Raw genomic sequence first — 23343 nt, forward strand, 5'->3', positions numbered from 1 at the left:
TCTGCCGGGGGATTTTCAGAACAGAAATGCGAAAGGCTGCGAACGCAGCCTTTCCGGGGATGTAAAACGACATTTTATTTTTCGGCACAGATCGAAAAATTTTAGTCCATATTTCTCACATCAATATCTGCGTTAGCACGCAGGTTCAGCAGTAATGATTCCAGGTCAGTGGCGGCCATCTGCTTACGCAGTACGTCATACAACTCCGCTTTTTCTTTATCTGTAGCAACACCGGCTGTCACTTTATCAAGCTGAACCAGAACAATGTTGCCTTTACCGTCAATCGTGCGGCTGTAGGTCGGTTTACCGTCTGCAGGATGCGGCTGGGTAAAGGCTGCATTGATCACCGGGTCTGAAGGATTCAGGCGCTGAACAGTCTGCTCTGCACCGAATTTCACACCGGCCTCTGTTAACGCCGCATCCCCTTTACCTTCTTTCAATGCCGCCAGCAGTTTCTCTGCTTCCGCATTCAGGGCGGCTTCGGCTTTGTTACGTTTAACCAGTGCATCAATGTCTGATTTCACTTTATCAAAGGATTCCACTGCTTCTGGGCGGTACTCATCAACACGGATCACAAAGGCACGGTCACCGGAAACGGTGATGATATCCGAGTTATCGCCGGACGGCCCTTTCTCATCAAACAGTTTATTTTCTGTTAATGCTTTTAACACTTCCGGATAGTTGACCGCATCCGGCAGGCTGCCGAGGGCGAACCAGTCAGTCTGAACGGCTTTAACGCCGGTTGCCTGCTCAACCCCCATCAGGGATTCGTTATCGTTGGCAGCAGCTTCACTGGCTTTCTGCTGGAGATCAAAGAAGGCTTTGCTGGCTGCTTCGCCTTTGGCCAGACGGGTGGCTTCTTCTTTCACATCCGCCAGTGGTTTGACGGTTTCCGGCTCATACACATCCAGACGGAAAATCGCGTAGCCATTATCCACTTTCAGAACGTCTGAAAGCTGACCAGCAGCTGTCAGCCCGGCACCTTTGATTTCAGGGACAAGCGCAGCGTCTTCCATCCAGCCGATCACACCGCCGTTACGGGCGGTCAGTTTGTCGGTGGATTTTTCTTTCGCCAGGGTTTTGAAATCCGCCCCGTTTTTCAGTTCATTCAGTACCGCTTTGGCATCATCTTCCGTGGCCAGGGTGATCTGGCTGTATTCGCCTTTAGCCGGCACGGTAAAACGCGGGGTATTTTTATCGTAGTAGTCCTGAATCTGCTCTTCAGTAACCTCAGTGTTGTCCTGAATATTCGCGGCATCCAGCTCAACAAAACTGATTTTTAACGCCTGCGGCGCGATGAAATTGTTTTTATTCTTCGCGTAATAAGCCTGTAACTCTTCATCGGTTGCCGTCTGTTTTGCCTGAGCGGACGCCAGATCCAGTGTCGCGGTACGGATAGTCCGTGACTGGAGTAAAATCGCTGCCGCGTCGGTCACTTCGGAATCCAGCACAAACGAATCACGGACAAACGGCTGAACAAGCTGCGCCTGAATCATCTGCTTGCGCAGGTAGGCGGCATAAGCGTCACCGGTGATACCGTTACGGGACAGGAATGTGCCGTAAGCGTCCTGGCTGAACTGACCGTTAACCCTGAAATCAGGTTCCTGACGAATGGCGTTAATGATCTGCTCATCGCTGACAGTTATACCTAATTTTTGAGCGTACTGTTCCAGCAGAATGGTATCAATCATCTGGTTCAGTGCCTGAGAACGGATCTGTTTAACACCCTGTTCTGTACTGACTAACTGTGAGAACAGGTCACCGAGCTGAGCCTGCTGGCGGTTACGCTCTTCCTGGAAGGCGCGCTCTAACTGCTGGACCGATATTTCTGTATCGTTCACTTTGGCAGCATAGTTAGAACCGCTGACGAGGTAACCACCCACACCTGTCAGAATAAATGACAGGATAATGATGGCGAAGACAATTTTAATCACAGGGTTGTTCGCCGCTGTGCGCAGGTTTTCCATCATAAGAAATCCAAACTCCGCTTTGGTAAAAGAAAAATCAGGTCAGGGGAAATTATGCCCTAAAACAAAAAAAAGCGCATCATTCAGATGCGCTTCCTGTCTGGCTTTATACAGTTTTCGTGCCCGGGACAGGTAAATATCCCGGAGCCTGAGGAAAAACTCAGCCGTTTACTGCGTCTTTAAGACCTTTACCTGCACGGAAAGCCGGGACTTTCGCAGCGGCGATTTTGATCTCTTTACCGGTCTGCGGGTTACGGCCTGTACGTGCTGCACGCTCACGAACAGTGAAAGTACCGAAACCAACCAGAGCCACGTCATCCCCGCCTTTCAGAGAATCGGTTACTGAACCAATAATTGCATCTAACGCGCGACCAGCCGCAGCTTTAGAAATATTAGCGTCTGCAGCAATTTTATCGACCAATTGTGACTTATTCACTATTATCATCCCCTTTCAGAATTTTCGGCCCGGATTTACGAAGTATGTTCCTGACAGCCACAGCCGTTATATCAAGCCTTTTCGCTCTTGGCAAGATTGCTGACTTCGCATGTTGCGTAAGAATGTTCGCTAAATTAGCGGGACAAAAAAAGGCTGACAAGTCCTAAAGTCCCTGTCAGCCCTTTATTTATCTGAACTTCTTGACGCAGGTCACTATTTCCTACGCTTTTTTACTTACCACTTCCATACCGAAAGCAGGATTAACCAAGGCAAGTGAAAGAACTTCATCTATCGTTTTAACCGGATGAATATCCAGATCCGCTTTTACGTTATCCGGAATTTCTTCCAGATCACGGCGGTTTTCGTCCGGAATCAGAACAGTCTTAATGCCGCCGCGATGTGCTGCCAGCAGTTTTTCTTTCAGACCACCGATTGGCAGCACCAGACCACGCAGGGTAATTTCCCCGGTCATCGCCACATCCGCCCGCACCGGGTTACCGGTCAGCGCGGAAACCAGTGCGGTACACATTGCGGTACCGGCACTCGGGCCGTCTTTTGGTGTTGCACCTTCCGGAACGTGGACGTGAATGTCACGCTTTTCATAGAAATCATTGTTGATCCCTAATTTATCCGCACGGGCACGCACCACCGTTAACGCCGCCTGAATAGATTCCTGCATCACTTCACCCAGTGAACCGGTGTAGGAAAGTTTTCCTTTACCCGGAACGGCTGCGGTTTCGATGGTCAGCAGATCACCACCGACTTCAGTCCACGCCAGACCGGTCACCTGGCCCACGCGGTTTTCAGTATCAGCACGACCGTAATCCACTTTCTGCACACCGAGGTAATCTTTCAGGTTATCCTGATTAATCTCGATGTGTTTCAGTGTCTTATCCATCAGCAGCTGTTTCACCGCTTTACGGCACAGTTTGGAGATTTCACGCTCCAGTCCGCGCACGCCCGCTTCCCGGGTGTAATAACGGATGATGCCGAGGATCGCGCTGTCATCAATATGCAGCTCAGTTTTCTTCAGTGCGTTGCGTTCAATCTGCTTCGGCAGCAGGTGACGCTTGGCAATGTTAAGTTTCTCATCTTCCGTGTAACCGGACAGACGGATCACTTCCATACGATCCAGCAGCGGTGCCGGAATATTCATGGAGTTGGATGTCGCGACAAACATCACATCGGACAGATCGTAATCCACTTCCAGGTAGTGATCGTTAAACGCGATATTCTGTTCCGGATCCAGCACCTCAAGCAGTGCGGAAGCCGGATCACCGCGCATATCCGATGACATTTTGTCGATTTCATCCAGCAGGAACAGCGGGTTTTTCACGCCGACTTTTGCCATTTTCTGGATCAGTTTACCCGGCATAGAACCGATGTAAGTACGGCGGTGACCGCGGATTTCCGCTTCATCACGCACGCCGCCCAGCGCCATACGGACATATTTACGGCCGGTTGCTCGGGCAATAGACTGCCCCAGTGAGGTTTTACCTACCCCCGGCGGTCCGACGAGACACAGGATAGGTCCCTTGATTTTGCTGACACGGCTCTGTACCGCCAGATATTCAAGGATACGCTCTTTCACCCGTTCCAGGCCGTAATGGTCACTGTCGAGGATTTCCTGCGCTTTAAGCAGATCTTTTTTCACCTTGCTGCGCTTAACCCACGGAACCTGAACCATCCAGTCGATATAGCTGCGGACAACCGTAGCTTCCGCAGACATCGGGGACATCATTTTCAGTTTCTGTAATTCCGCTTCGGCTTTTTCTTTCGCCTCTTTCGGCATCTGCGCTTCTTCAATTTTGCGTTTCAGCGCTTCCGCTTCATCCGGCGCATCGTCCATCTCACCCAGTTCTTTCTGGATAGCTTTCATCTGCTCATTGAGATAGTACTCGCGCTGGCTTTTTTCCATCTGCTTTTTGACGCGGTTACGGATGCGTTTCTCAACCTGTAACAGGTCGATTTCCGATTCCATCATCGCCATCAGATATTCGAGACGCTCAACCACATCTGACATTTCCAGGACAGACTGTTTGTCCTGTAATTTCAGTGTCATATGAGAAGCGATAGTGTCAGCCAGTTTGGCGACATCGTCGATATTATGCAGGGAGGTCAGGACTTCCGGCGGGATCTTCTTATTCAGTTTGATATAGCCTTCAAACTGGTTGATCGCCGTACGCAGCAGGACTTCCTGCTCGCGCTCGTCCACAACAGGGGATTCCATCAGCTCTGCCTGGGCAGAGAAGAAATCGCCGTTGTCACTTAATGTTTTGATATGCGCACGTTGCAGGCCTTCGACCAGCACTTTGACGGTACCGTCCGGCAGTTTCAGCATCTGTAATACAGACGCGACTGTCCCGACGGAAAATAAATCATTGACGCCCGGCTCATCCGTTGACGCTTCTTTTTGTGCGACCAGCAGCACTTTTTTATCCATATCCATCGCTGTTTCCAGACAATGGATAGATTTTTCGCGCCCGACAAATAAAGGAATAACCATGTGGGGGTAGACCACCACATCGCGCAAAGGCAGTACCGGGATTTCAATGCGTTCAGCACGCTCAGGATTCATAGAGCACTCTCTTCGTTTAGCTTACGCCTTGTTGGGAACGTCGTGAAACGCGTTATCACGGGTTCCACTCCATAGAATAATCAATATATGGGGATGCATTTCTCACATTCAACACTTTATTTAGTAAGAAAAGCAAAATGAGGGAAAATTCCCTCATTTGGTTAATACTGATAACAACTGCGCTAACTTTCCGTTACTCGCCGGAAACCTGAGCTTCCGGTTTGCGGTAAATCAGCATCGGTTCGGTCTGATTGGTTATCACGTTCTCATCGATAACCACTTTTTCGACATTTTCCATCGACGGTAAATCATACATCGTGTTGAGCAGCGCAGCCTCAACGATAGAACGCAGACCACGGGCACCGGTTTTACGGTTCATTGCTTTTTTCGCAATGGCAACCAGTGCTTCACGGCGGAACTCCAGTTCAACATCTTCAATGCTGAACAGCGCCTGATACTGTTTTGTCAGCGCATTTTTCGGCTCCTGAAGGATCTGAATCAACGCATCTTCACTCAGCTCACCGAGCGTTGCCACCACAGGCAGACGACCGATAAATTCAGGGATCAGACCAAATTTGATCAGATCTTCCGGTTCAACCTGAGCCAGTAATTCGCCTTCTGTCGCTTTGTCTTTCTCGCCGCGCACTTGCGCACCGAAACCGATACCGGAACGGGTGTTCAGACGCTGACCGACCACTTTATCCAGACCGGCAAATGCCCCGCCGCAGATAAACAGAATTTTCGAGGTATCAACCTGTAAAAATTCCTGCTGCGGATGTTTACGCCCGCCCTGCGGCGGAACAGCGGCAATCGTGCCTTCAACCAGTTTCAGCAGTGCCTGCTGAACGCCTTCACCGGACACATCACGGGTAATCGACGGGTTATCTGATTTACGGGAGATTTTATCGATTTCATCAATATAGACGATACCGCGCTGTGCTTTCTCCACATCATAGTCGCATTTCTGTAAAAGCTTCTGAATGATGTTTTCCACGTCCTCGCCGACATAACCGGCTTCGGTCAGTGTGGTGGCATCCGCCATGGTGAACGGCACATCCAGGTAGCGGGCCAGCGTTTCAGCCAGCAGCGTTTTACCGCTGCCGGTCGGGCCGATCAGCAGGATATTACTTTTACCCAGTTCCACGCCGTCAGCGGTTTTATCGCCGTTGCGCAGACGTTTGTAGTGGTTGTATACCGCGACTGCCAGCACTTTTTTAGCCAGTTCCTGACCAATGACATAGTCATCGAGGTGCTGACGAATTTCATGAGGCGTCGGCAGTTCACTGCGTTCACTGCCACGGGCCGGGATCAGATCTTTAATTTCTTCACGGATAATATCGTTGCATAAATCAACGCATTCATCACAGATATACACTGACGGGCCGGCAATCAGTTTCTTAACCTCATGCTGACTTTTTCCGCAGAAAGAGCAGTACAGCAGCTTTCCTGAACCGTCTTTGCGTTTGTCTGTCATCAGTAAACCTCACTTAATCAGAACAGCTCACCGCCTGTGAGCTGCAAAAAAATGTCACAGCACCGCAGTACCCTGCCGCCCGGCAGGATACGGGCAGTACCGGTGTTACTTACCGGTGTGTGTAAATATGGTCAACCAGACCGTATTCCTGTGCTTCTTTCGCGGACAGGAAGCGGTCACGCTCGGTATCACGCTGAATTTCCTCAACGGATTTACCGGTATGGTGAGCTAATAAATCATTCATGCGCGCTTTCACTTTCAGAATTTCCTGAGCATGAATTTCAATATCAGTCGCTTGTCCCTGATAGCCGCCCAGCGGCTGGTGAATCATCACCCGGGAGTTCGGCAGACAGTAACGTTTGCCCGGCGCACCTGCCGTCAGTAAGAAAGCACCCATTGAGCAGGCCTGGCCTACGCAGATAGTGCTGACCTGCGGTTTGATAAACTGCATGGTGTCATAAATAGACATCCCGGCGGTGATCACGCCGCCCGGTGAGTTGATATAAAGACTGATGTCTTTTTCCGGGTTCTCAGCTTCCAGGAAGAGTAACTGTGCCACGATCAGGTTTGCCATATGATCTTCAACCTGGCCGGTTAAAAAGATAATACGGTCTTTTAATAAACGGGAATAGATATCGTAGGAGCGTTCACCGCGTGAAGTCTGCTCGATAACCATCGGCACCAGCGCCATGTTGGGTGCGAAAGTATCCTGATTGTCGTGATATGACATGTCCATCTCCTGATTGAATTTTATTGGTGCCTGGCGGATACCGGTCATTTTACTTGAGATCCGGTGAGATGACCATGCGCTATACGCGATCCGGTCATATAAGCAGCATATACTGTCCGCAGAGACCCTGTATGGCAAATATGGGGGATAACCACCGTTGTTTTCAAGGAATATTGTCAGAAATGACAAAAAAACCGCAGACAATACACATTGCCTGCGGTTTTCATCAGATAAACAGCCTTCAGCTGTTCACAAAGAGAGCGGATTAACCTGCTGCCTGAACCTGATTCATCAGGTCAGTGAAACCGGTTTCTTTATCTGTCACTTTTGCTTTCGCCAGAACAGTTTCAACCGCCTGCTCTTCCAGTGCCAGATTACGGATACCATCCATCATCTGCTTGTTTTTGCTGTAGTATGCTACAACTTCAGCCGGATCTTCGTACGCTGATGCCATTTCTTCGATCAGGGCATTAACGCGATCATCTTCGGCTTTCAGTTCGTTAGAAGAAATCACTTCGCCTAACAGCAGACCAACCATGACACGGCGCTTAGCCTGCGCTTCAAACAGTTCGCGAGGCAGTTCCATCGCCTGTTTTTCAGAGCCGCCGAAACGCTGTGCCGCCTGACGGCGCAGTTCTTCGATTTCGCTGTCAACCGCTGCTTTCGGTACATCGATTTCGTTTGCTTTCAGCAGACCGTCGATAACCTGGGATTTGATACGGTTGCGTACTGCGTTTTTCAGTTCGCGTTCCATATTTTTGCGGATTTCCGCTTTCAGACCTTCCAGGGAACCGTCGCCGATACCGAAACGTTTGATGAACGCTTCAGTCATTTCCGGCAGTTCGCGCTCTTCCACTTTTTTCAGGCTGATAGCGAATTTCGCTGCTTTCCCTTTCAGGTTTTCAGCGTGGTAATCTTCCGGGAATGTCACTTCGATGTCGAATTCTTCACCGGCTTTGTGACCCACGATACCGTCTTCGAAGCCCGGGATCATACGGTTCTGGCCCATGACCAGGACGAAATCAGACGATTTACCGCCTTCGAACTCTTCGCCGTCAACAGAACCGGTGAAGTCGATAGTGATGCGATCGTCAGCTTTCGCTGCGCCTTCAATCACTTTCCACTCAGCCTGCTGTTTGCGCAGAGTTTCAACCATGCCGTCGATGTCTTCGTCTTTGACTTCAACAACCGGTTTTTCAACTTCGATTGTTTCCAGACCTTTCAGCTCAATTTCAGGGAAGACTTCAAACTCAACAGTGTAAGTGAAATCCTGACCTTCTTTGTACGGCTCATCAACTTTGTAGTCAGGCGCGCCGACAGGGTTGATTTTGTTTTCGATGATAGCGCTGACAAAGTTACGTGACATCAGGTCGCTCAGTGCATCCTGAACTGCCACATCGCCGTAACGCTGTTTGATGATGTTGTGCGGCACTTTACCTTTACGGAAACCATCGATACGTGCTTTTTTGGCGATTTCAGCTAATTGCTTAGTTACTTCTTTGTCAATATCGGCTGCAGGAACGGTGATTAATACACGACGCCCAAGGCCTTCAGTCGTTTCAACAGAAACTTGCATCTTATTACCTCAAAAAAGTCTATTGCTCGGTCAACTCCATATCTCACACCGGCCCGATGCCTGTGTGAAACGATAATGAACCGGGGCGGTCGCATTTAAAAACCGAGTTCCCTTATATTCAGAAGCGTCCCGAAACCATACGGAATTTCAGACGCGACATTATAGCGATGCTGACCGGCCGCGTCGAGAAGTGCAGACAAAAGAGTCTGAATTTCGCTCTTTTTCTGTTAAATTTTGTGCTGTACGCTGCTTTTTTACCCAACAGGCGGCTTACTTTCCGCCACCAAGACAGCGCGGGGACGGATTCACCGTGCCCTGACTATTATCCCACTCATCCGGGGTATAGGTATGCAGCGCCAGCGCGTGAACCCCGTCCGCCAGTTCACCGGCCAGCAGGGTGTACATATGACGGTGACGAGCCACCGGACGCATACCCGCAAAGGTATCACTGACCACCACCACCTTAAAATGGGTTTCCGATCCCGCCGGAACATTGTGCTGACCACTCTCATTCACCACACTGATATAAAGAGGCGCGAGTGCATGATTCAGTTTTTCTTCAATACGCTGCTGCATTACAGCAGGAAATGATGCCGACATAACTATCCTTCCGGTCAATACTGGCTTTCAGAGAAAGCCCAGTGTAGTGAGTTTTTTATCAAAATCCATACCATTCACGGATAAAGCCGATTATCATCATGCACTAAGCCGAACACTCACGCCCCGGCGTTTATCCGGTGCGGTGACTGACTTCAACAACTTGTAACGGATCCCTATTATGTTGAAAAAATACCTCTTTCCGCTGTTCGCACTGATCTTACTGGCAGGGTGCCAGGCACCGTCCAACACCCTGTCAATTGAACCGGTGATGAAATTACCGTCTGCGGATCCGACGCTCGGTGCCGCTACTATCTCCATTACCGGTGTGGATAAACGCCCGTCACAGACCCTGGCCGAATTCAGCCGTAACGGCCAGCTGGCACAGCTGCGTCCGTCCCGTGACCTGCGTTTCCTGATGCAGGAAACCCTGGAAAAACAGATGACCGCACGCGGTTTTATGATTGGCTCACCGGCAAATGCCAATGTGCAGATTTCCATCAATACCTTTAAGGCGGATGTGCAGGAAGGCAGCCTGCGTCATAACATTACCGTGAATATTGATATTACTGTTCTCGCCACCGCACAGAATAACAGCACAAAGAGCCGGACATTCCGTACCAGCTATAATGTGCAGGGTCCGTTAAGCGCCAGCAACGAGAAAATCACGGATGCCTTTAACCGCGCACTCAGCGATATCGTCGCGGATATGGCTCAGGATACCCAAATCAGCCAGTTCATTAAGCAGAACGCCCGCAACTAATCTGCCGGGCCGCCCGCCGCCGGATAACGCCGGGCGGCCTGCTGTTTTCAGTCACTGTCAATACGCCGCGCCTGCGGCGTGTGAGGATAATTATGCTCCGGAGTATTTGGGCGACATACAGCCAGCGTAATGCCCGTATTCTTTTATTGCTCGGTTTTGCATCCGGACTGCCGCTGGCGCTGACCAGCGGCACACTCCAGGCCTGGATCACCGTCGAAAACGTCGATATCAAAACCATCGGTTTTTTTACGCTTGTCAGCCAGGCCTATGTGTTTAAATTCCTGTGGGCACCGTTTATGGACCGCTACCAGCTGCCGTTCCTCGGACGCCGCCGCGGCTGGATGATAACCACACAGCTCCTGCTGGTCGTCAGTATTGCCGGTATGGGGATGCTGAAACCGACAGAACACCTCTGGTGGCTGGCTGCCGCCGCCGCAATTGTTGCTTTTTGCTCGGCCTCACAGGACATCATTTTTGATGCCTATAAAACCGATTTACTGTCCGCGAAAGATCGCGGCACCGGCGCGGCAATATCAACCTTAGGTTACCGGCTGGCCATGCTGCTCTCCGGCGGTCTGGCGCTGTTTATTGCCCACCGCTATACCGGCTGGCAGAATATGTACCTGCTGATGGCAGGAATGATGCTGATTGGTGTGTTTGCCACGCTGAGAGCGAAAGAGCCGGAAACCGATGCCCCGCCGCCGCGCACACTGCGTGAGGCTGTCCGGGAGCCGCTTGCAGAGTTTTTCTCCCGCAATAACACCTGGCTGCTGTTACTGCTGATTGTCCTTTATAAGATGGGGGATGCCTTCGCCCTGACACTGAGTACACCGTTCCTGATCCGGGGGGCCGGGTTCGGCCCGGATGAAGTGGGTCTTATCAACAAGACCCTGGGACTGGCCGCCACGATTGTCGGGGCGCTGTACGGCGGTTATCTGATGCAGCGCTGGAGCCTGTTTAAGTCCCTGATGTTTTTCGGGCTCCTGCAGGGGGTTTCCAACATCGGCTACTGGGTGCTTTCCGTCACCCCCCAGAATATCTATATGATGGGCAGCGTGGTATTTATCGAAAATATCTGCGGCGGGATGGGCACGGCAGCCTTTGTCGCTCTGCTGATGACTCTCTGTAACCGGTCATTCTCCGCCACACAGTTTGCGCTGTTGTCAGCCTTATCTGCCGTCGGTCGTGTCTATACCGGTCCGTTTGCCGGCTGGATGGTGGAAGTCTACGGCTGGAGCTGGTTCTATCTGTTCACCGTGGTTGCTGCGGTTCCCGGTCTGTTGCTGCTGATGTTGTGCCGCAAAACGCTGCTCTATACTCAGAAAACAGAACAATTCCTGCCGCGGCGGCATTTCCGGAACGGCTACCGGACAGCAATGTCACTGCTCGGTATCACGGCAGTTCTGTTTACAGCCAGCCTGATCCTGCTGCTGACCGGCGTGTTTGAACTGACACCGGACTTTATTCCGGACACGCTGAAAGGCGACCTGTTTATTTACGGCCTGAATATCGGTATTGCCGGGCTGTTCCTTGGCGGGCTGCTCGATTATTGTGCGCTCCGCCGCGATAAACTGGCCTGACCGGCTGCTACGAATATCAGAAAAAATTCAATCAAAAGTTTATAAAGCCGGTTTTAACCGGCTTTTTTTATTCCTGATTTTAGATATAAGTCACAATTTTTATAATTTATTTCCTGAAATTACATTCAAAACCACAAATACATCACATCACCCATTTTCCTTTTCGTGCCTTCACCCTATATTCGCGCAGTAACTTCTGACTTCTTTACTCTTTAACGACCAAATAAACAGCTAATAAATTATGAAAAAAACGACTATTGCAGCCCTGATTGCTGCAACCGCCGCGTTTTCTGCGCAGGCTGAATATCAGTGGGGATTCGCTAACGTCAGCATGAACTATCTGGACTGGACCCCGCATACCACTCACAAGAGTGGTAACAGCACACACAAGGATGACTTTGTGTATCTGGAGCTTGAGGGCGGTGCCGGTTTCAGCTGGGGTGAGCTGTATGGTTTCTTCGACCTCGAGAATGCGTTTAACAGTAAAAACGATTCTGATGCCGGTGATAACCAGCGTTATACCTTCAAAACCACAGCGCGTATCTACCTGGGTGATACCGGTTTTAACGCCTACGGTCATGTCTACGGTACCTATTCCCTGCCGGGGAACGGCGGTAACTTCCATGAAGTGAATACCCTGTACGGTATCGGTTATAACACCGATTTCCACGGCTTATGGTTCAAACCGTTTGCTGCCCTGCACTATGTTGATCAGACGTTCTACAGCGGTAACAACGGTTATGTTCTCGGCTGGGTTGCCGGTTATGACTTTAACCTGTGGAATGAAAAATTCAGTATCACCAACTGGAACGAAATCGAACTTAACCGTAACGACCGTTACGGCAACGGCGGGCGTGACGGCGTCAACGGTGCCCTGGCCTTATGGTGGACACCGGTTCCGTCAGTGACAACCGGCATTCAGTACCGCTATGCAGATAACAAACTGGGTGAGGATTTTTACCAGCAGGCTGTGGTTTACAGCATAAAATATAACTTCTAGATCACCTTTTTTCGCTGCGGGAGGCAAAAACCTCCCGTATTTTTACCAGTAAATTGTTTCTGAACAAAAAAATTTCACTATTACATCACATAAAGTGTAATAATCAGTGTTTTATCCTTTCGGTATTTCCTTCCCTAATCTAAGCTTAAACATACATTTGTCTTCTTGTTGTTAAAATTGTAACTTTTATTTCATGATTTCATAAAAACAGACTTACTTGTGATCCTTTTAACATAAAGAGGCAACAAACCCATCAATCCTATTACATATATTTACACTGATCTTACCTTGCCGTAATATGTGCGGACTGATGAAACGACAAGAGTACTTGAGTACCTTTGTTTTTGGGGTCGTTGGATGAGACTTATGAACTACAAAAAGAGTATTGGGATAATCTCGCTGCTCGCATCTGCGCTTTTGCTGGGCGGATGTGATATGGCGCTGATGAACCCGAAAGGCACTATCGGTGCTGAGCAAAAAACACTGATTTTAACCGCCATTGGTCTGATGCTCATTGTGGTTATTCCGGTCATTATCATGGCAATCGTATTTGCCCTGCGTTACCGGGAAACCAGAAAAGCAACTTACCGTCCTGACTGGGCGCATTCCAATAAAATCGAGCTGGTCGTCTGGACAGTTCCGATTATTATCATTCTGATCCTGGGTACCATCACATGGAAAACCACCCATGAGCTGGATCCGTACAAGCCGCTGGTCAGTGACCAGGAGCCTGTCACCATCCAGGTTATCTCAATGGACTGGAAATGGTTATTTATCTATCCGGATCAGGGCATTGCCACAGTGAATGAAATCGCATTCCCTGTCGGTGTTCCTGTCAATTTCAAAATCACCTCTGATTCTGTGATGAACTCGTTTTTCATCCCGCAGTTAGGCGGCCAGATTTATGCAATGGCCGGTATGCAGACCAAACTGCATCTGATTGCGGAAGAACCGGGCGTGTACAAAGGCATTTCTGCCAGTTACAGCGGCCATGGTTTCTCTGACATGAAATTTACCGCCACCGCCACCCCGACACGCGAAGCTTTCGATGAATGGGTTGCGAAGGTGAAAGCCTCACCGGATACCCTGACCACCACCGAAGCGTTTGACGCACTGGCAAAACCGAGCGTCAACAACCCGGTTGTCTATTTCTCCGCAGTCAAACCAAACCTGTATGTTGAGACCATTAACAAATTCGGTCACAGCGGTCACGGTGCAGGGAAGACACACGAAGGCGAAAGCCATTCAATGATGAACATGAGCGCAGATGAACACGGCAGTCATATGCCGGCAGCTCATGCCGGGAATGAGGGGTAAAGCATGTTCGGAAAATTAACACTGGATGCCATCCCCCTGCATGAGCCTATCGTTGTTATTACGGTACTGGGTATCATTCTGGGTGGTGCTGCACTTGTCGGTCTTATTACCTACTTCCGCAAATGGACGTGGTTATGGACCGAATGGCTGACTACCGTTGACCATAAAAAAATCGGTATTATGTACATCATCGTTTCGATGGTGATGCTTATCCGTGGTTTTGCTGACGCCATTATGATGCGCGCCCAGCAGGCCCTTTCGTCTGCCGGTGAAGCCGGATTCCTGCCGCCTGAGCACTACGACCAGATCTTTACCGCCCACGGCGTTATCATGATCTTCTTCGTCGCGACACCGTTTGTTGTCGGTCTGATGAACCTGGTTGTACCGTTACAGATCGGTGCCCGTGACGTTGCCTTCCCGTTCCTGAACTCCCTGAGCTTCTGGTTCTTTGTGGTCGGCGTAATGCTGGTGAATATCTCTCTCGGTATCGGGGAATTTGCCCAGACCGGCTGGCTGGCCTATCCGCCGCTGTCGGGACTGGAGTATAATCCGGGCGTCGGGGTCGATTACTGGCTGTGGAGTCTTCAGATATCCGGTATCGGTACCTTACTGACCGGGGTAAACTTCTTCGCCACCATTCTGCGTATGCGCGCACCGGGCATGTCGATGATGAAAATGCCGGTCTTCACCTGGGCGGCATTCTGTACCAACATCCTGATTATCGCCGCGTTCCCGATTCTGACTGTCACCTTAACCGGCCTGACATTAGACCGCTACCTGGGCACCCATTTCTTCACCAATGATATGGGCGGCAACATGATGATGTACATCAACCTGGTGTGGGCATGGGGCCACCCGGAAGTGTATATCCTGGTTCTGCCGGTCTTCGGGGTCTTCTCTGAAGTCACTGCGACATTCTCGAAAAAACGCCTGTTCGGCTATACCTCACTGGTATGGGCAACTATCGCGATTACCGTACTGTCCTTTATCGTCTGGCTGCACCACTTCTTTACCATGGGCTCCGGTGCGAACGTCAACGCCTTCTTCGGTATCGCCACGATGATCATCTCCATTCCGACCGGGGTGAAGATATTCAACTGGCTGTTTACCATGTATCAGGGGCGTATCGAGTTCAAAACCCCGATGCTCTGGACGGTAGGCTTTATTATCACCTTCTCCGTCGGTGGTATGACCGGGGTTCTGCTGGCCGTGCCGGGGGCAAACTTTGTCCTGCATAACAGCCTGTTCCTGATTGCACACTTCCATAACGTCATCATCGGCGGTGTGGTCTTCGGTTGCTTCGCCGGTACCGCTTACTGGTTCCCGAAAGCGTTCGGTTTCACCCTGAACGAAAAATGGGGTGTCCGTGCATTCTGGTGCTGGTTCATCGGTTTCTTTGTTGCCTTTATGCCGGTTTACGTGCTGGGCTTCATGGGAATGACCCGCCGTATCAGCCAGAACATTGACCCGACCTTCCACACCATGTTGTTAATCGCAGCGGTCGGCGTGGCGATTATCGGTGTCGGTATTCTGTGCCAGGTTATTCAGTTCTACGTCAGTATCCGTGACCGCGACCAGAACCGCGACCTTACCGGGGATCCGTGGGGCGGACGCACACTGGAGTGGGCAACCTCTTCACCACCGCCGTTCTACAACTTTGCTGAAGTACCGGATGTTCAGTCCCGTGATGAGTGGTGGGATATGAAAGAAAAAGGTACTGCGCATAAACGCCCTGCAAAATATGAAGAAATTCATATGCCGAAAAACACGGCTGCAGGTGTGATTATCGCCGGTTTCAGCCTGATCTTTGGTTTCGCCATGATCTGGCATATCTGGTGGCTCGCGATTGTCGGTTTCGCCGGCATGATCGTCACCTGGATTGTAAAAAGCTTCGACGAAGATGTGGATTACTATGTTCCTGTGGCCGACGTCGAGAAAATCGAAAACGCCCACTACGAGCAACTGAGCAAGGCAGGTGTGGATAATGTCAACTAATACCCTGACTCAACATAATAACGCCCATGATGATCATGGGCATCACGATGCAGGTGCGACCAAGGTCTTCGGATTCTGGGTCTACCTGATGAGTGACCTGATTCTGTTTGCGAGTCTGTTCGCCATTTATGTGGTGCTGAAAGACGGCACCGCCGGCGGCCCGTCGGGCAAAGAGATCTTTAACTTACAGTTTGTACTGGTGGAAACCTTCCTGCTGTTATTCAGCAGTATCACCTACGGCTTTGCCATGCTGGCAATGAACCGCAATCAGGTGGGTCAGGTTAATCTGTGGTTATTTGTCACCTTCCTGTTCGGCCTCGGCTTCGTGGCAATGGAAATCTATGAATTCCATGAATTAATCAGCGAAGGTTACGGCCCTGACCGCAGTGGCTTCCTGTCCGGTTTCTTCACCCTGGTGGCAACACACGGTCTGCACGTCACCGCCGGTCTTATCTGGATCATCATCATGATCATCCAGACCAGCCGCCGCGGCCTGACCGAAGTGAATAAAACCCGCCTGAACTGCTTAAGCCTGTTCTGGCACTTCCTGGACGTGGTCTGGATTTGTGTGTTCACCGTTGTTTATCTGTTGGGGGCACTGTAATGAGTCATTCAAATACAGCCGGTACCGGGGCAAGCCACGGTAGTATGAAAACCTATCTGATCGGTTTTATATTATCGGTCATTCTGACAGTCATCCCGTTTTATATGGTGATTGAGGGAACCGCCTCAACATCTGTACTGCTGGCAACTGTTGTGATTACCGCTGTTGTTCAGATTCTTGTTCACCTGGTGTGCTTCCTGCACATGAATACCGCGTCTGAAGAGCGCTGGAACCTGATTGCGTTCCTGTTCACGCTCCTCATTATCGGTATCGTGGTTGTGGGTTCACTGTGGATTATGTACAACCTGAACATCAATATGATGGTTGATTAAGAGTTGCCGATATGATGAAGCAATACCTGCAAGTGACCAAACCGGGAATTATTTTCGGAAATTTAATTTCTGTGGTCGGGGGATTCCTGCTCGCCTCCAAAGGTGACATTGATTACCCCCTGTTCATTGCGACATTGCTCGGTGTCTCGCTGGTCGTGGCCTCCGGTTGTGTTTTTAACAATTACATCGACCGCGACATCGACTCCGTCATGGAACGCACGAAAAACCGCCCTCTGGTAAGAGGGCTTATTGACCCGAAAATCAGTCTGGTTTATGCCTCTGTGCTGGGTATTGCCGGCATGGTGCTGCTGTTAGTGGCCGCCAATGCAGTGGCAATGCTGATTGCTGTTGTCGGCTTTGTGGTTTATGTCGGGGTTTACAGCCTGTACATGAAACGCAAATCAGTCTACGGCACACTGGTCGGCAGTCTGTCCGGTGCCGCACCGCCGGTTATCGGCTACTGCGCGGTAACCGGTCAGTTTGATACCGGCGCACTGATCCTGCTGTTAATCTTCAGTTTATGGCAGATGCCGCACTCCTACGCGATTGCCATTTTCCGTTTCAAAGATTACCAGGCGGCTAATATCCCTGTACTGCCGGTGATTAAGGGTATTTCTGTGGCGAAAAACCACATTATCCTGTACATCATCGCCTTTATGTTTGCCACACTGATGCTCGCCATCAGCGGGTATGCGGGATATAAGTACCTGATTGTCGCTGCGGCAGTCAGTGTCTGGTGGCTGGGCATGGCGTTATCGGGCTATAAGACAACAAATGATCGTGTCTGGGCGCGTAAGCTGTTCGTGTTCTCCATTGTCGCTATCACGTCACTCAGTGTGATGATGTCTGTTGACCCAAGTGTCTCCGGTGATGTTCTGCTGGCCTACAGTCGTTAACACACACTTTCTGTAATAACAAAATGGCAGGGTTCCCCTGCCATTTTGTGTTTAGCAAAAACCACAAATCTCATTAGAATGTGGTGTCTGTTTTTTTGAGGTTATCCCATGAACGATAATAAAATGACTCCGGTTGAGCGTCGCGCGACCTGGGGGTTAGGCTCGGTATTTTCTCTGCGCATGCTCGGCATGTTCATGGTATTGCCTGTTATCACCACGTTCGGGCTCGATTTTAAAGATGCCACCAGCACCCTGATCGGCTTTGCCATTGGTGTCTACGGCCTGACCCAGGCCATCTTCCAGATCCCCTTCGGCCTGCTTTCTGACAAAATCGGCCGCAAACCACTGATTGTCGGCGGGCTGATTATCTTTATGGCGGGCAGTATTGTTGCCGCACTCAGCCACTCTATCTACGGCGTGATTGCCGGACGGGCGCTTCAGGGTGCAGGCGCGATATCCGCTGCTGTCATGGCATTACTGTCCGATACCACCCGCGAACAAAACCGCACCAAAGCAATGGCCTTTATCGGTATCAGTATCGGGATCACCTTTGCCGTTGCCCTAGTACTCGGCCCGGTACTGGCGGATATCGTCGGTCTGTCCGGCCTGTTCTGGGGCATTGCCCTACTCGCTTTCCTCGGGATCCTCGTCACCCTGTATGTGGTGCCGGACAACAAGGAGCATCGCCAGAACCGTGAAACCGCCGTGGTAAAAGGTGCGATTAAACAGGTGCTGATGGATAAACAGCTCGCACGGCTGAATTTCGGGATCCTCGCCCTGCACACTCTGCTGATGGCGACCTTTGTCGCCCTTCCTCTGGTAATGAGTGATGCCGGGCTGGCACGGGAATCTCACTGGAAAGCGTATCTGTACACCATGCTGATTGCCTTTGTGTCTGTGCTGCCGTTTATTATTTATGCGGAAAAGTACCGCAAAATGAAGCAGGTTTTTGTCAGTTGCGTGGTCATGATGGCACTGGCGGAAATCGTGTTTCTGCTGGCAGGCAAAAACCTGTGGCTGCTTTACGGTGGATTACAGATTTTCTTTATCGCCTTCAATGTGATGGAAGCGATTCTGCCGTCACTGATCAGCAAAGAAGCGCCCGCAGGCTATAAAGGCACAGCGATGGGGATCTACTCCACCAGCCAGTTTATCGGCGTGGCACTGGGCGGCAGCCTCGGCGGCCTGCTCTACGGCATCCATGGTGCGGTGGCGGTTTTCGGCGGTGGCCTGATACTGACACTTCTCTGGCTGGCTGTCAGCCTGACACTGCGTCAGCCGCCGTATGTCAGCAGTCTGCGGCTGGAATTACCGGAAAATGCTGTAAATAATCCGGATATTGCCGCGAAGTTACGCGAACAACCGGGTGTGTGTGATGTGGTGATTATTGCGCAGGAACGGGCGGTATATGTAAAAACGGACACCAAACTGTCAAACCGCAGACAACTTGAAGCGGTTTTACAGGGCTGACAGGAACCGGCAACCATGCTGATGCAGGTTGCCGGATAACACTCAGTCGCGGAAGTTTTTGAACTGGAAAGGCTGGCCCAGTTTCCCTTCACGCACCAGTGCCATAACGGACTGTAAATCATCACGGGATTTGCCGGTCACACGGACTTCTTCTCCCTGGATTTGTGCCTGTACTTTCAGTTTGCTGTCTTTGATCAGCTTGACGATTTTTTTCGCCAGTGCTGTGTCGATCCCCTGTAACAGGGTTGCCTCAACACTGTACAGCTTACCGCTGTGAACAATCTCATCCGGTACGGTCAGAGACGCGCCGTCGATTCCGCGTTTCGCCAGTTTTTCCCGCATAATATCAACCAGCTGATTAACCTGGAAATCAGATTCACTGGTCATTTTAACACTGTTATTTTTCTCATTGAGCTCAATCGTCGCGGTAATGTTGCGAAAATCCCAGCGGCTGGTCACTTCACGCTGTGCGTTTTCCACGGCATTGCGCACTTCATGTAATTCAACTTCAGAAACAATATCAAATGATGGCATCGGAAAACCTCCCTATATTCAACTGACCGGCATAATACCGGGTTTATCAGACCAACAAAAGCACTATATTTCCCGCTATATTTACTAAGGTGCAAACGGCCAAAAAGTGGTACTATTCAGTGATATTGCTCACATCTTTTTCGCTGTCCGGAGTCCTTATGAAAATAACAGTACTGGGTTGCGGCGCAATCGGGAAACTCTGGCTCGCTGCACTGTCAGGCAATCATGAGGTGCAGGGATGGATGCGTGTTCCCCAGCCCTACCTGAATGTGAATATTGACTCTCTGAACGGAGAGCCGTTTTACGGGCAATTTACCACAAACGATCCGGAATTCCTCGCACAAACCGAATTATTACTGGTTTGCCTGAAAGCCTGGCAAACCTCCGAAGCGGTTAATCAGCTGCTGCCGCAGATACCGGAATCCTGCCCGGTGTTACTGCTGCACAATGGTATGGGTGTGGCACGTGAATTATCCCGCTGCCCGAACCCGCTGCTGACCGGCATCACCTCTCACAGCGCATTTGAAGAAAATGGTCTGCTGCATCACAGCCGCCGGGGACTGACCCACATCGGCCCGGTGAATGAACGTGCCCGTCATTACGGTCATCTGGCGGATATTCTGCATGATGCCCTGCCGGACGTCGCCTGGCATGATGAAATTGATGCCGCCAGCTGGCAAAAACTCGCCGTGAACTGTGTCATTTCCCCGCTGACCGTTATTTATGACTGTAAAAACGGCGAACTGATGGCGCACCTGCCGCAAATCCGCGTGCTGTGTGATGAAGTGGCGGAAGTGATGCTGCGTGAGGGGATCCACACTGACGGTGATGATATCTATGAATACATTCTTCATGTGATTGAAAAAACCGCTGATCACAGCTCCTCCATGCGCCGGGATATTCTTTACGGTCGTTATACCGAAATTGACTACATCACCGGCTATCTGCTGCAACGCGCCCGCTATCACGGGATCCTGCTGCCGGAACATATTCACGTTTACAGCCTCGTCAAACAAAAAGAGGAACAAAATGCCCCCTTCAGTTCTCATTTGTCTCGCTGACGGCTGCGAAGAAACCGAAACCGTCACCACTGCGGATCTGCTGGTTCGCGCCGGTGTGACGGTCACACTCGCCAGTGCCAATGATGACGGCAGTTGCCTGGTCACCGGTTCACGCGGGATCCGTATTATGGCCGATGTCCCGCTGGTGCGGGTGGCGGACACCCCGTTTGATGCCATTGTGCTGCCGGGCGGCCTGAAAGGCGCGGAGAATCTACGTGACAGCCCGCTGGTGATTGAAAAAATCCGCCGTATGCATTGTGACGGGCACATTGTTGCCGCTATCTGCGCGGCACCGTCTGTCATTCTGGTAGCCCATAATCTGTTTCCGCTCGGCAATATGACCGGCTATCCTGCGCTGGAAGATAAAATACCGGCAAAACAGTGGGTCAATCAGCGGGTCTATTTTGATGAGCGTGTTAATCTGCTGACCAGCCAGGGCCCGGCCACTGCCATCGATTTTGCCCTGCGTCTGACAGAGCGCCTGTGCGGACAGGAAACCGCCGCAAAAGTGGCGGCGGAATTAGTGCTGCCGCCGGGGATATGGGATTATCAGGACACCCCTTACCGCACCCTGGCAGATCACTGATAAAAACGCCCGGCTCTCGGTGATGCCGGGCGTTTTCATATTTACTGTACTTGTGGTTCCGGCGTCACCATCATCCAGACTTTGGGTTTCAGCGAGTAGTGTCCCGCTTTCAGCGCTGCCCAGGCCGCCAGCTTATCTTCTTCAGAGGCATACTGAATATCCTGATAATCACGCTCCTGCCAGACCGGTTTATCCGGCTGACCGTCTGTGACTTCAATGGTTTGCTGCCAGATCTGACAATAGAACGATAAATCAGAATAACCGCTGACACAGACCAGCGCATCATCCTGTCCGTCGCCGTCCGCATCCGCCATAAAGCCGAGACACTCCCCGTTCGCGGAGGATTCCGTACAGAACCAGCTGCGTGTCACATCCGGTTTTCCCTCCCACCAGGATTCCGGTAATTCCGGGCTGCCCGGTACGGTGAGCATGACCTCCCGCAGTGTCCGGCGGTTATCCTGATCATAAGAGGAGTATGTCAGTGCTTTGCGGTATTCCGGATTGTCATTCAGCACCGCAAGTACCGCGTCTCCCCGCTGCCCGAGACGTTCCAGGGTATAGCGGATATCTGACGTCACGTTGATTTTGCCCTTTTCAATACCTGCCAGAATACTGTTTGCCGTGATCTGTTTAAAATCGGCCAGCGGGCTGCTGATCACCAGAATAACCGCCATCAGCGTCAGTAATCCGGCTTTGTTGACCGGCCCGAGCAGTACCGCCCACCCGCTGCGTTTCCATAACAGGGCCGCACTGTACGCCAGTACAACCACAGCCAGAAACAGCGCAATACTGAATCCGTATAAGCGATCCATACTCCAGCTGTATTGATTAACCCGCACCAGAATGCCGTAAACCGATGACAGTGAGAAAATATTCAGCAGTAGCACACCAGCCAGCACCAGTCCGTTGAGCCAGGAGCGGAAGCGCGGGACACACGCATTACCGTAAACCAGATTCAGCAGAATGATGTTCAAAGCGACAAACCAAATCATGGTGAATGAACCCAGCCCGCTGACACGAACACCGGTAACCACGGATAACAATAATCCGCCTGCCGCAATCACACCAATAACGGTCAGCAGCGGCAACAGCACCCGCGCCACATACCCGGCGATTTTTCCGGTACTGAAAGAAAAGGCGGACTGAATAAACACCAGACTGATATTAAAGCCGAGACAAAAACTCATCCAGTAATACAGTGAGTCATCCAGCCAGTCACTGAGAAACGTCAGATTCACAATCCGGAACAGGTAGATCGCCAGAAACAGCACTCCCATCACCAGCAGGCCGATAAGCCCTGCCAGCGCACCCAGCACGGTGTTTCTGACATACTGTTCCGTCAGCAGCGCATAATCCGGGTTCCGTGAACCTGAGGACTGCCGCTGCTGCAACCACGGCAGGATCAGCCAGAACAGCAATACCAGCAGCGGGATCAGCGAAGAAAGTTCCCGGGTGTGACCCGCCGTTGCCTCACTCAGATACCAGTAATTCATCCAGACACAGAGAGCCGCCGTCAGAACCAGCCCTGCCCAGAGAGCCGCAGAGGAAAACCGGTTGATCAGATAACTGAATACCGTCGGCACAAACAGCGCCAGCAGCATCGGCAGCCAGACCAGTGACCCCGGCACCTGCCACGAACTGCGGATAAGGTAATCGGATGTTGCATTCAGTGTCAGCCCCTGAAGGAGCGCCACCACAATAACAATAAAATAGATAAAACGGCTTGCCGGTGCCTGAACCGCACTGTTTTTCATGCTGAAACCCCGTCAGTAATGGATGTTGCTGCCGGACAGCATAGAGTCTGAACAGGCACAACGGTATCCCTTACACTCTGAAAAAAGACAATA

General features: G+C 51.0%; 20 protein-coding genes. 11 read left to right on the top strand and 9 right to left on the bottom strand.

Annotation, left to right across the window (positions count from 1 at the left end; genetic code table 11):
- Positions 1-101 precede the first annotated feature (101 nt).
- From ppiD to bolA, 7 genes are all read right to left on the bottom strand, one after another.
- Positions 102-1970 carry a peptidylprolyl isomerase gene (ppiD, locus tag ACF8OF_RS09875; RefSeq protein WP_392496471.1) on the bottom strand — a complete coding sequence of 623 codons (1869 nt, stop codon included), beginning with the start codon at positions 1968-1970 and terminating at the stop codon, positions 102-104.
- A gap of 157 nt (positions 1971-2127) precedes the next feature.
- Complete coding sequence (gene hupB / locus ACF8OF_RS09880; RefSeq protein WP_004240390.1) at positions 2128-2403, bottom strand: nucleoid-associated protein HU-beta; 276 nt, start codon at positions 2401-2403, stop codon at positions 2128-2130.
- Positions 2404-2623: 220 nt separating this feature from the next.
- Positions 2624-4981 (bottom strand): endopeptidase La, encoded by a 2358-nt coding sequence (lon, locus tag ACF8OF_RS09885; RefSeq protein WP_262859086.1) that lies wholly within the window; start codon positions 4979-4981, stop codon positions 2624-2626.
- Positions 4982-5174: 193 nt separating this feature from the next.
- Positions 5175-6455 carry an ATP-dependent protease ATP-binding subunit ClpX gene (clpX, locus tag ACF8OF_RS09890; RefSeq protein WP_392496472.1) on the bottom strand — a complete coding sequence of 427 codons (1281 nt, stop codon included), beginning with the start codon at positions 6453-6455 and terminating at the stop codon, positions 5175-5177.
- Positions 6456-6564: 109 nt separating this feature from the next.
- Positions 6565-7185: an ATP-dependent Clp endopeptidase proteolytic subunit ClpP gene (gene clpP / locus ACF8OF_RS09895; RefSeq protein WP_025151743.1), complete on the bottom strand. Its 621-nt coding sequence runs from the start codon at positions 7183-7185 to the stop codon at positions 6565-6567.
- A 265-nt stretch (positions 7186-7450) separates the two neighbouring features.
- On the bottom strand, positions 7451-8761 hold the full coding sequence (gene tig / locus ACF8OF_RS09900; protein WP_262859084.1) for a trigger factor: 1311 nt from the start codon (positions 8759-8761) through the stop codon (positions 7451-7453).
- Positions 8762-9031: 270 nt separating this feature from the next.
- Positions 9032-9361 (bottom strand): transcriptional regulator BolA, encoded by a 330-nt coding sequence (gene bolA / locus ACF8OF_RS09905; RefSeq protein ID WP_392496474.1) that lies wholly within the window; start codon positions 9359-9361, stop codon positions 9032-9034.
- Between the two features lie 178 nt (positions 9362-9539).
- Here bolA and ACF8OF_RS09910 point away from each other — a divergent pair, with 178 nt between their 5' ends.
- The 9 genes from ACF8OF_RS09910 to ACF8OF_RS09950 all read left to right on the top strand — a co-directional run bounded on the left by ACF8OF_RS09910 (position 9540) and on the right by ACF8OF_RS09950 (position 19315).
- On the top strand, positions 9540-10121 hold the full coding sequence (locus ACF8OF_RS09910; protein WP_392496476.1) for a YajG family lipoprotein: 582 nt from the start codon (positions 9540-9542) through the stop codon (positions 10119-10121).
- Positions 10122-10213: 92 nt separating this feature from the next.
- Positions 10214-11701, top strand: a complete 1488-nt coding sequence (gene ampG / locus ACF8OF_RS09915) for a muropeptide MFS transporter AmpG (RefSeq protein ID WP_392496477.1) — start codon at positions 10214-10216, stop codon at positions 11699-11701.
- A gap of 241 nt (positions 11702-11942) precedes the next feature.
- Complete coding sequence (locus ACF8OF_RS09920; RefSeq protein WP_025151748.1) at positions 11943-12701, top strand: outer membrane protein OmpK; 759 nt, start codon at positions 11943-11945, stop codon at positions 12699-12701.
- 357 nt (positions 12702-13058) lie between these two features.
- Complete coding sequence (gene cyoA / locus ACF8OF_RS09925) at positions 13059-14018, top strand: cytochrome o ubiquinol oxidase subunit II (RefSeq protein ID WP_262859081.1); 960 nt, start codon at positions 13059-13061, stop codon at positions 14016-14018.
- Between the two features lie 3 nt (positions 14019-14021).
- Entirely contained in the window at positions 14022-16013 is a 1992-nt protein-coding gene (gene cyoB / locus ACF8OF_RS09930) for a cytochrome o ubiquinol oxidase subunit I (protein ID WP_262859080.1), read from the top strand.
- A complete protein-coding gene (locus ACF8OF_RS09935) occupies positions 16003-16617 on the top strand; it encodes a cytochrome o ubiquinol oxidase subunit III (RefSeq protein ID WP_262859079.1) in 615 nt (204 codons plus the stop codon). The genes cyoB and ACF8OF_RS09935 overlap by 11 nt, the downstream gene beginning before the upstream one ends.
- On the top strand, positions 16617-16949 hold the full coding sequence (locus ACF8OF_RS09940) for a cytochrome o ubiquinol oxidase subunit IV (RefSeq protein WP_392496479.1): 333 nt from the start codon (positions 16617-16619) through the stop codon (positions 16947-16949). Before ACF8OF_RS09935 ends, ACF8OF_RS09940 begins: the two co-directional genes overlap by 1 nt.
- Before the next feature lie 11 nt (positions 16950-16960).
- Positions 16961-17845 (top strand): heme o synthase, encoded by an 885-nt coding sequence (gene cyoE, locus ACF8OF_RS09945; RefSeq protein ID WP_024474585.1) that lies wholly within the window; start codon positions 16961-16963, stop codon positions 17843-17845.
- A gap of 108 nt (positions 17846-17953) precedes the next feature.
- On the top strand, positions 17954-19315 hold the full coding sequence (locus tag ACF8OF_RS09950; RefSeq protein WP_392496481.1) for an MFS transporter: 1362 nt from the start codon (positions 17954-17956) through the stop codon (positions 19313-19315).
- Positions 19316-19357: 42 nt separating this feature from the next.
- On the opposite strand, the gene ACF8OF_RS09955 is transcribed toward ACF8OF_RS09950, so the two are convergent.
- Positions 19358-19849, bottom strand: a complete 492-nt coding sequence (locus tag ACF8OF_RS09955) for a YajQ family cyclic di-GMP-binding protein (RefSeq protein WP_025151754.1) — start codon at positions 19847-19849, stop codon at positions 19358-19360.
- A 158-nt stretch (positions 19850-20007) separates the two neighbouring features.
- Between ACF8OF_RS09955 and panE the strand changes: the two genes are divergently transcribed.
- Both panE and yajL read left to right on the top strand, forming a co-directional pair.
- Positions 20008-20910, top strand: a complete 903-nt coding sequence (panE, locus tag ACF8OF_RS09960; protein ID WP_279798772.1) for a 2-dehydropantoate 2-reductase — start codon at positions 20008-20010, stop codon at positions 20908-20910.
- Positions 20879-21496 (top strand): protein deglycase YajL, encoded by a 618-nt coding sequence (gene yajL / locus ACF8OF_RS09965; protein ID WP_349466019.1) that lies wholly within the window; start codon positions 20879-20881, stop codon positions 21494-21496. Before panE ends, yajL begins: the two co-directional genes overlap by 32 nt.
- A gap of 41 nt (positions 21497-21537) precedes the next feature.
- Here the strand turns inward: yajL and ACF8OF_RS09970 are convergent, their stop codons facing one another.
- Complete coding sequence (locus ACF8OF_RS09970) at positions 21538-23250, bottom strand: DUF4153 domain-containing protein (protein WP_392496482.1); 1713 nt, start codon at positions 23248-23250, stop codon at positions 21538-21540.
- Positions 23251-23343: the final 93 nt, after the last annotated feature.

Origin of the sequence: Morganella sp. TYF_1 (assembly GCF_043105645.1) — a bacterium.
Classification (GTDB): domain Bacteria; phylum Pseudomonadota; class Gammaproteobacteria; order Enterobacterales; family Enterobacteriaceae; genus Morganella; species Morganella morganii_B.

Coding starts and splice junctions, on each gene's coding strand:
- ACF8OF_RS09950 (WP_392496481.1), top strand. CDS start 17,954: ATGAACGATAATAAAATGACTCCGGTTGAGCGTCGCGCGACCTGGGGG.
- ACF8OF_RS09955 (WP_025151754.1), bottom strand. CDS start 19,849: ATGCCATCATTTGATATTGTTTCTGAAGTTGAATTACATGAAGTGCGC.
- tig (WP_262859084.1), bottom strand. CDS start 8,761: ATGCAAGTTTCTGTTGAAACGACTGAAGGCCTTGGGCGTCGTGTATTA.
- lon (WP_262859086.1), bottom strand. CDS start 4,981: ATGAATCCTGAGCGTGCTGAACGCATTGAAATCCCGGTACTGCCTTTG.
- cyoB (WP_262859080.1), top strand. CDS start 14,022: ATGTTCGGAAAATTAACACTGGATGCCATCCCCCTGCATGAGCCTATC.
- ACF8OF_RS09910 (WP_392496476.1), top strand. CDS start 9,540: ATGTTGAAAAAATACCTCTTTCCGCTGTTCGCACTGATCTTACTGGCA.
- ampG (WP_392496477.1), top strand. CDS start 10,214: ATGCTCCGGAGTATTTGGGCGACATACAGCCAGCGTAATGCCCGTATT.
- ACF8OF_RS09935 (WP_262859079.1), top strand. CDS start 16,003: ATGTCAACTAATACCCTGACTCAACATAATAACGCCCATGATGATCAT.
- cyoA (WP_262859081.1), top strand. CDS start 13,059: ATGAGACTTATGAACTACAAAAAGAGTATTGGGATAATCTCGCTGCTC.
- ACF8OF_RS09940 (WP_392496479.1), top strand. CDS start 16,617: ATGAGTCATTCAAATACAGCCGGTACCGGGGCAAGCCACGGTAGTATG.
- bolA (WP_392496474.1), bottom strand. CDS start 9,361: ATGTCGGCATCATTTCCTGCTGTAATGCAGCAGCGTATTGAAGAAAAA.
- yajL (WP_349466019.1), top strand. CDS start 20,879: ATGCCCCCTTCAGTTCTCATTTGTCTCGCTGACGGCTGCGAAGAAACC.
- clpP (WP_025151743.1), bottom strand. CDS start 7,185: ATGTCATATCACGACAATCAGGATACTTTCGCACCCAACATGGCGCTG.
- clpX (WP_392496472.1), bottom strand. CDS start 6,455: ATGACAGACAAACGCAAAGACGGTTCAGGAAAGCTGCTGTACTGCTCT.
- ACF8OF_RS09970 (WP_392496482.1), bottom strand. CDS start 23,250: ATGAAAAACAGTGCGGTTCAGGCACCGGCAAGCCGTTTTATCTATTTT.
- cyoE (WP_024474585.1), top strand. CDS start 16,961: ATGATGAAGCAATACCTGCAAGTGACCAAACCGGGAATTATTTTCGGA.
- ACF8OF_RS09920 (WP_025151748.1), top strand. CDS start 11,943: ATGAAAAAAACGACTATTGCAGCCCTGATTGCTGCAACCGCCGCGTTT.
- ppiD (WP_392496471.1), bottom strand. CDS start 1,970: ATGATGGAAAACCTGCGCACAGCGGCGAACAACCCTGTGATTAAAATT.
- panE (WP_279798772.1), top strand. CDS start 20,008: ATGAAAATAACAGTACTGGGTTGCGGCGCAATCGGGAAACTCTGGCTC.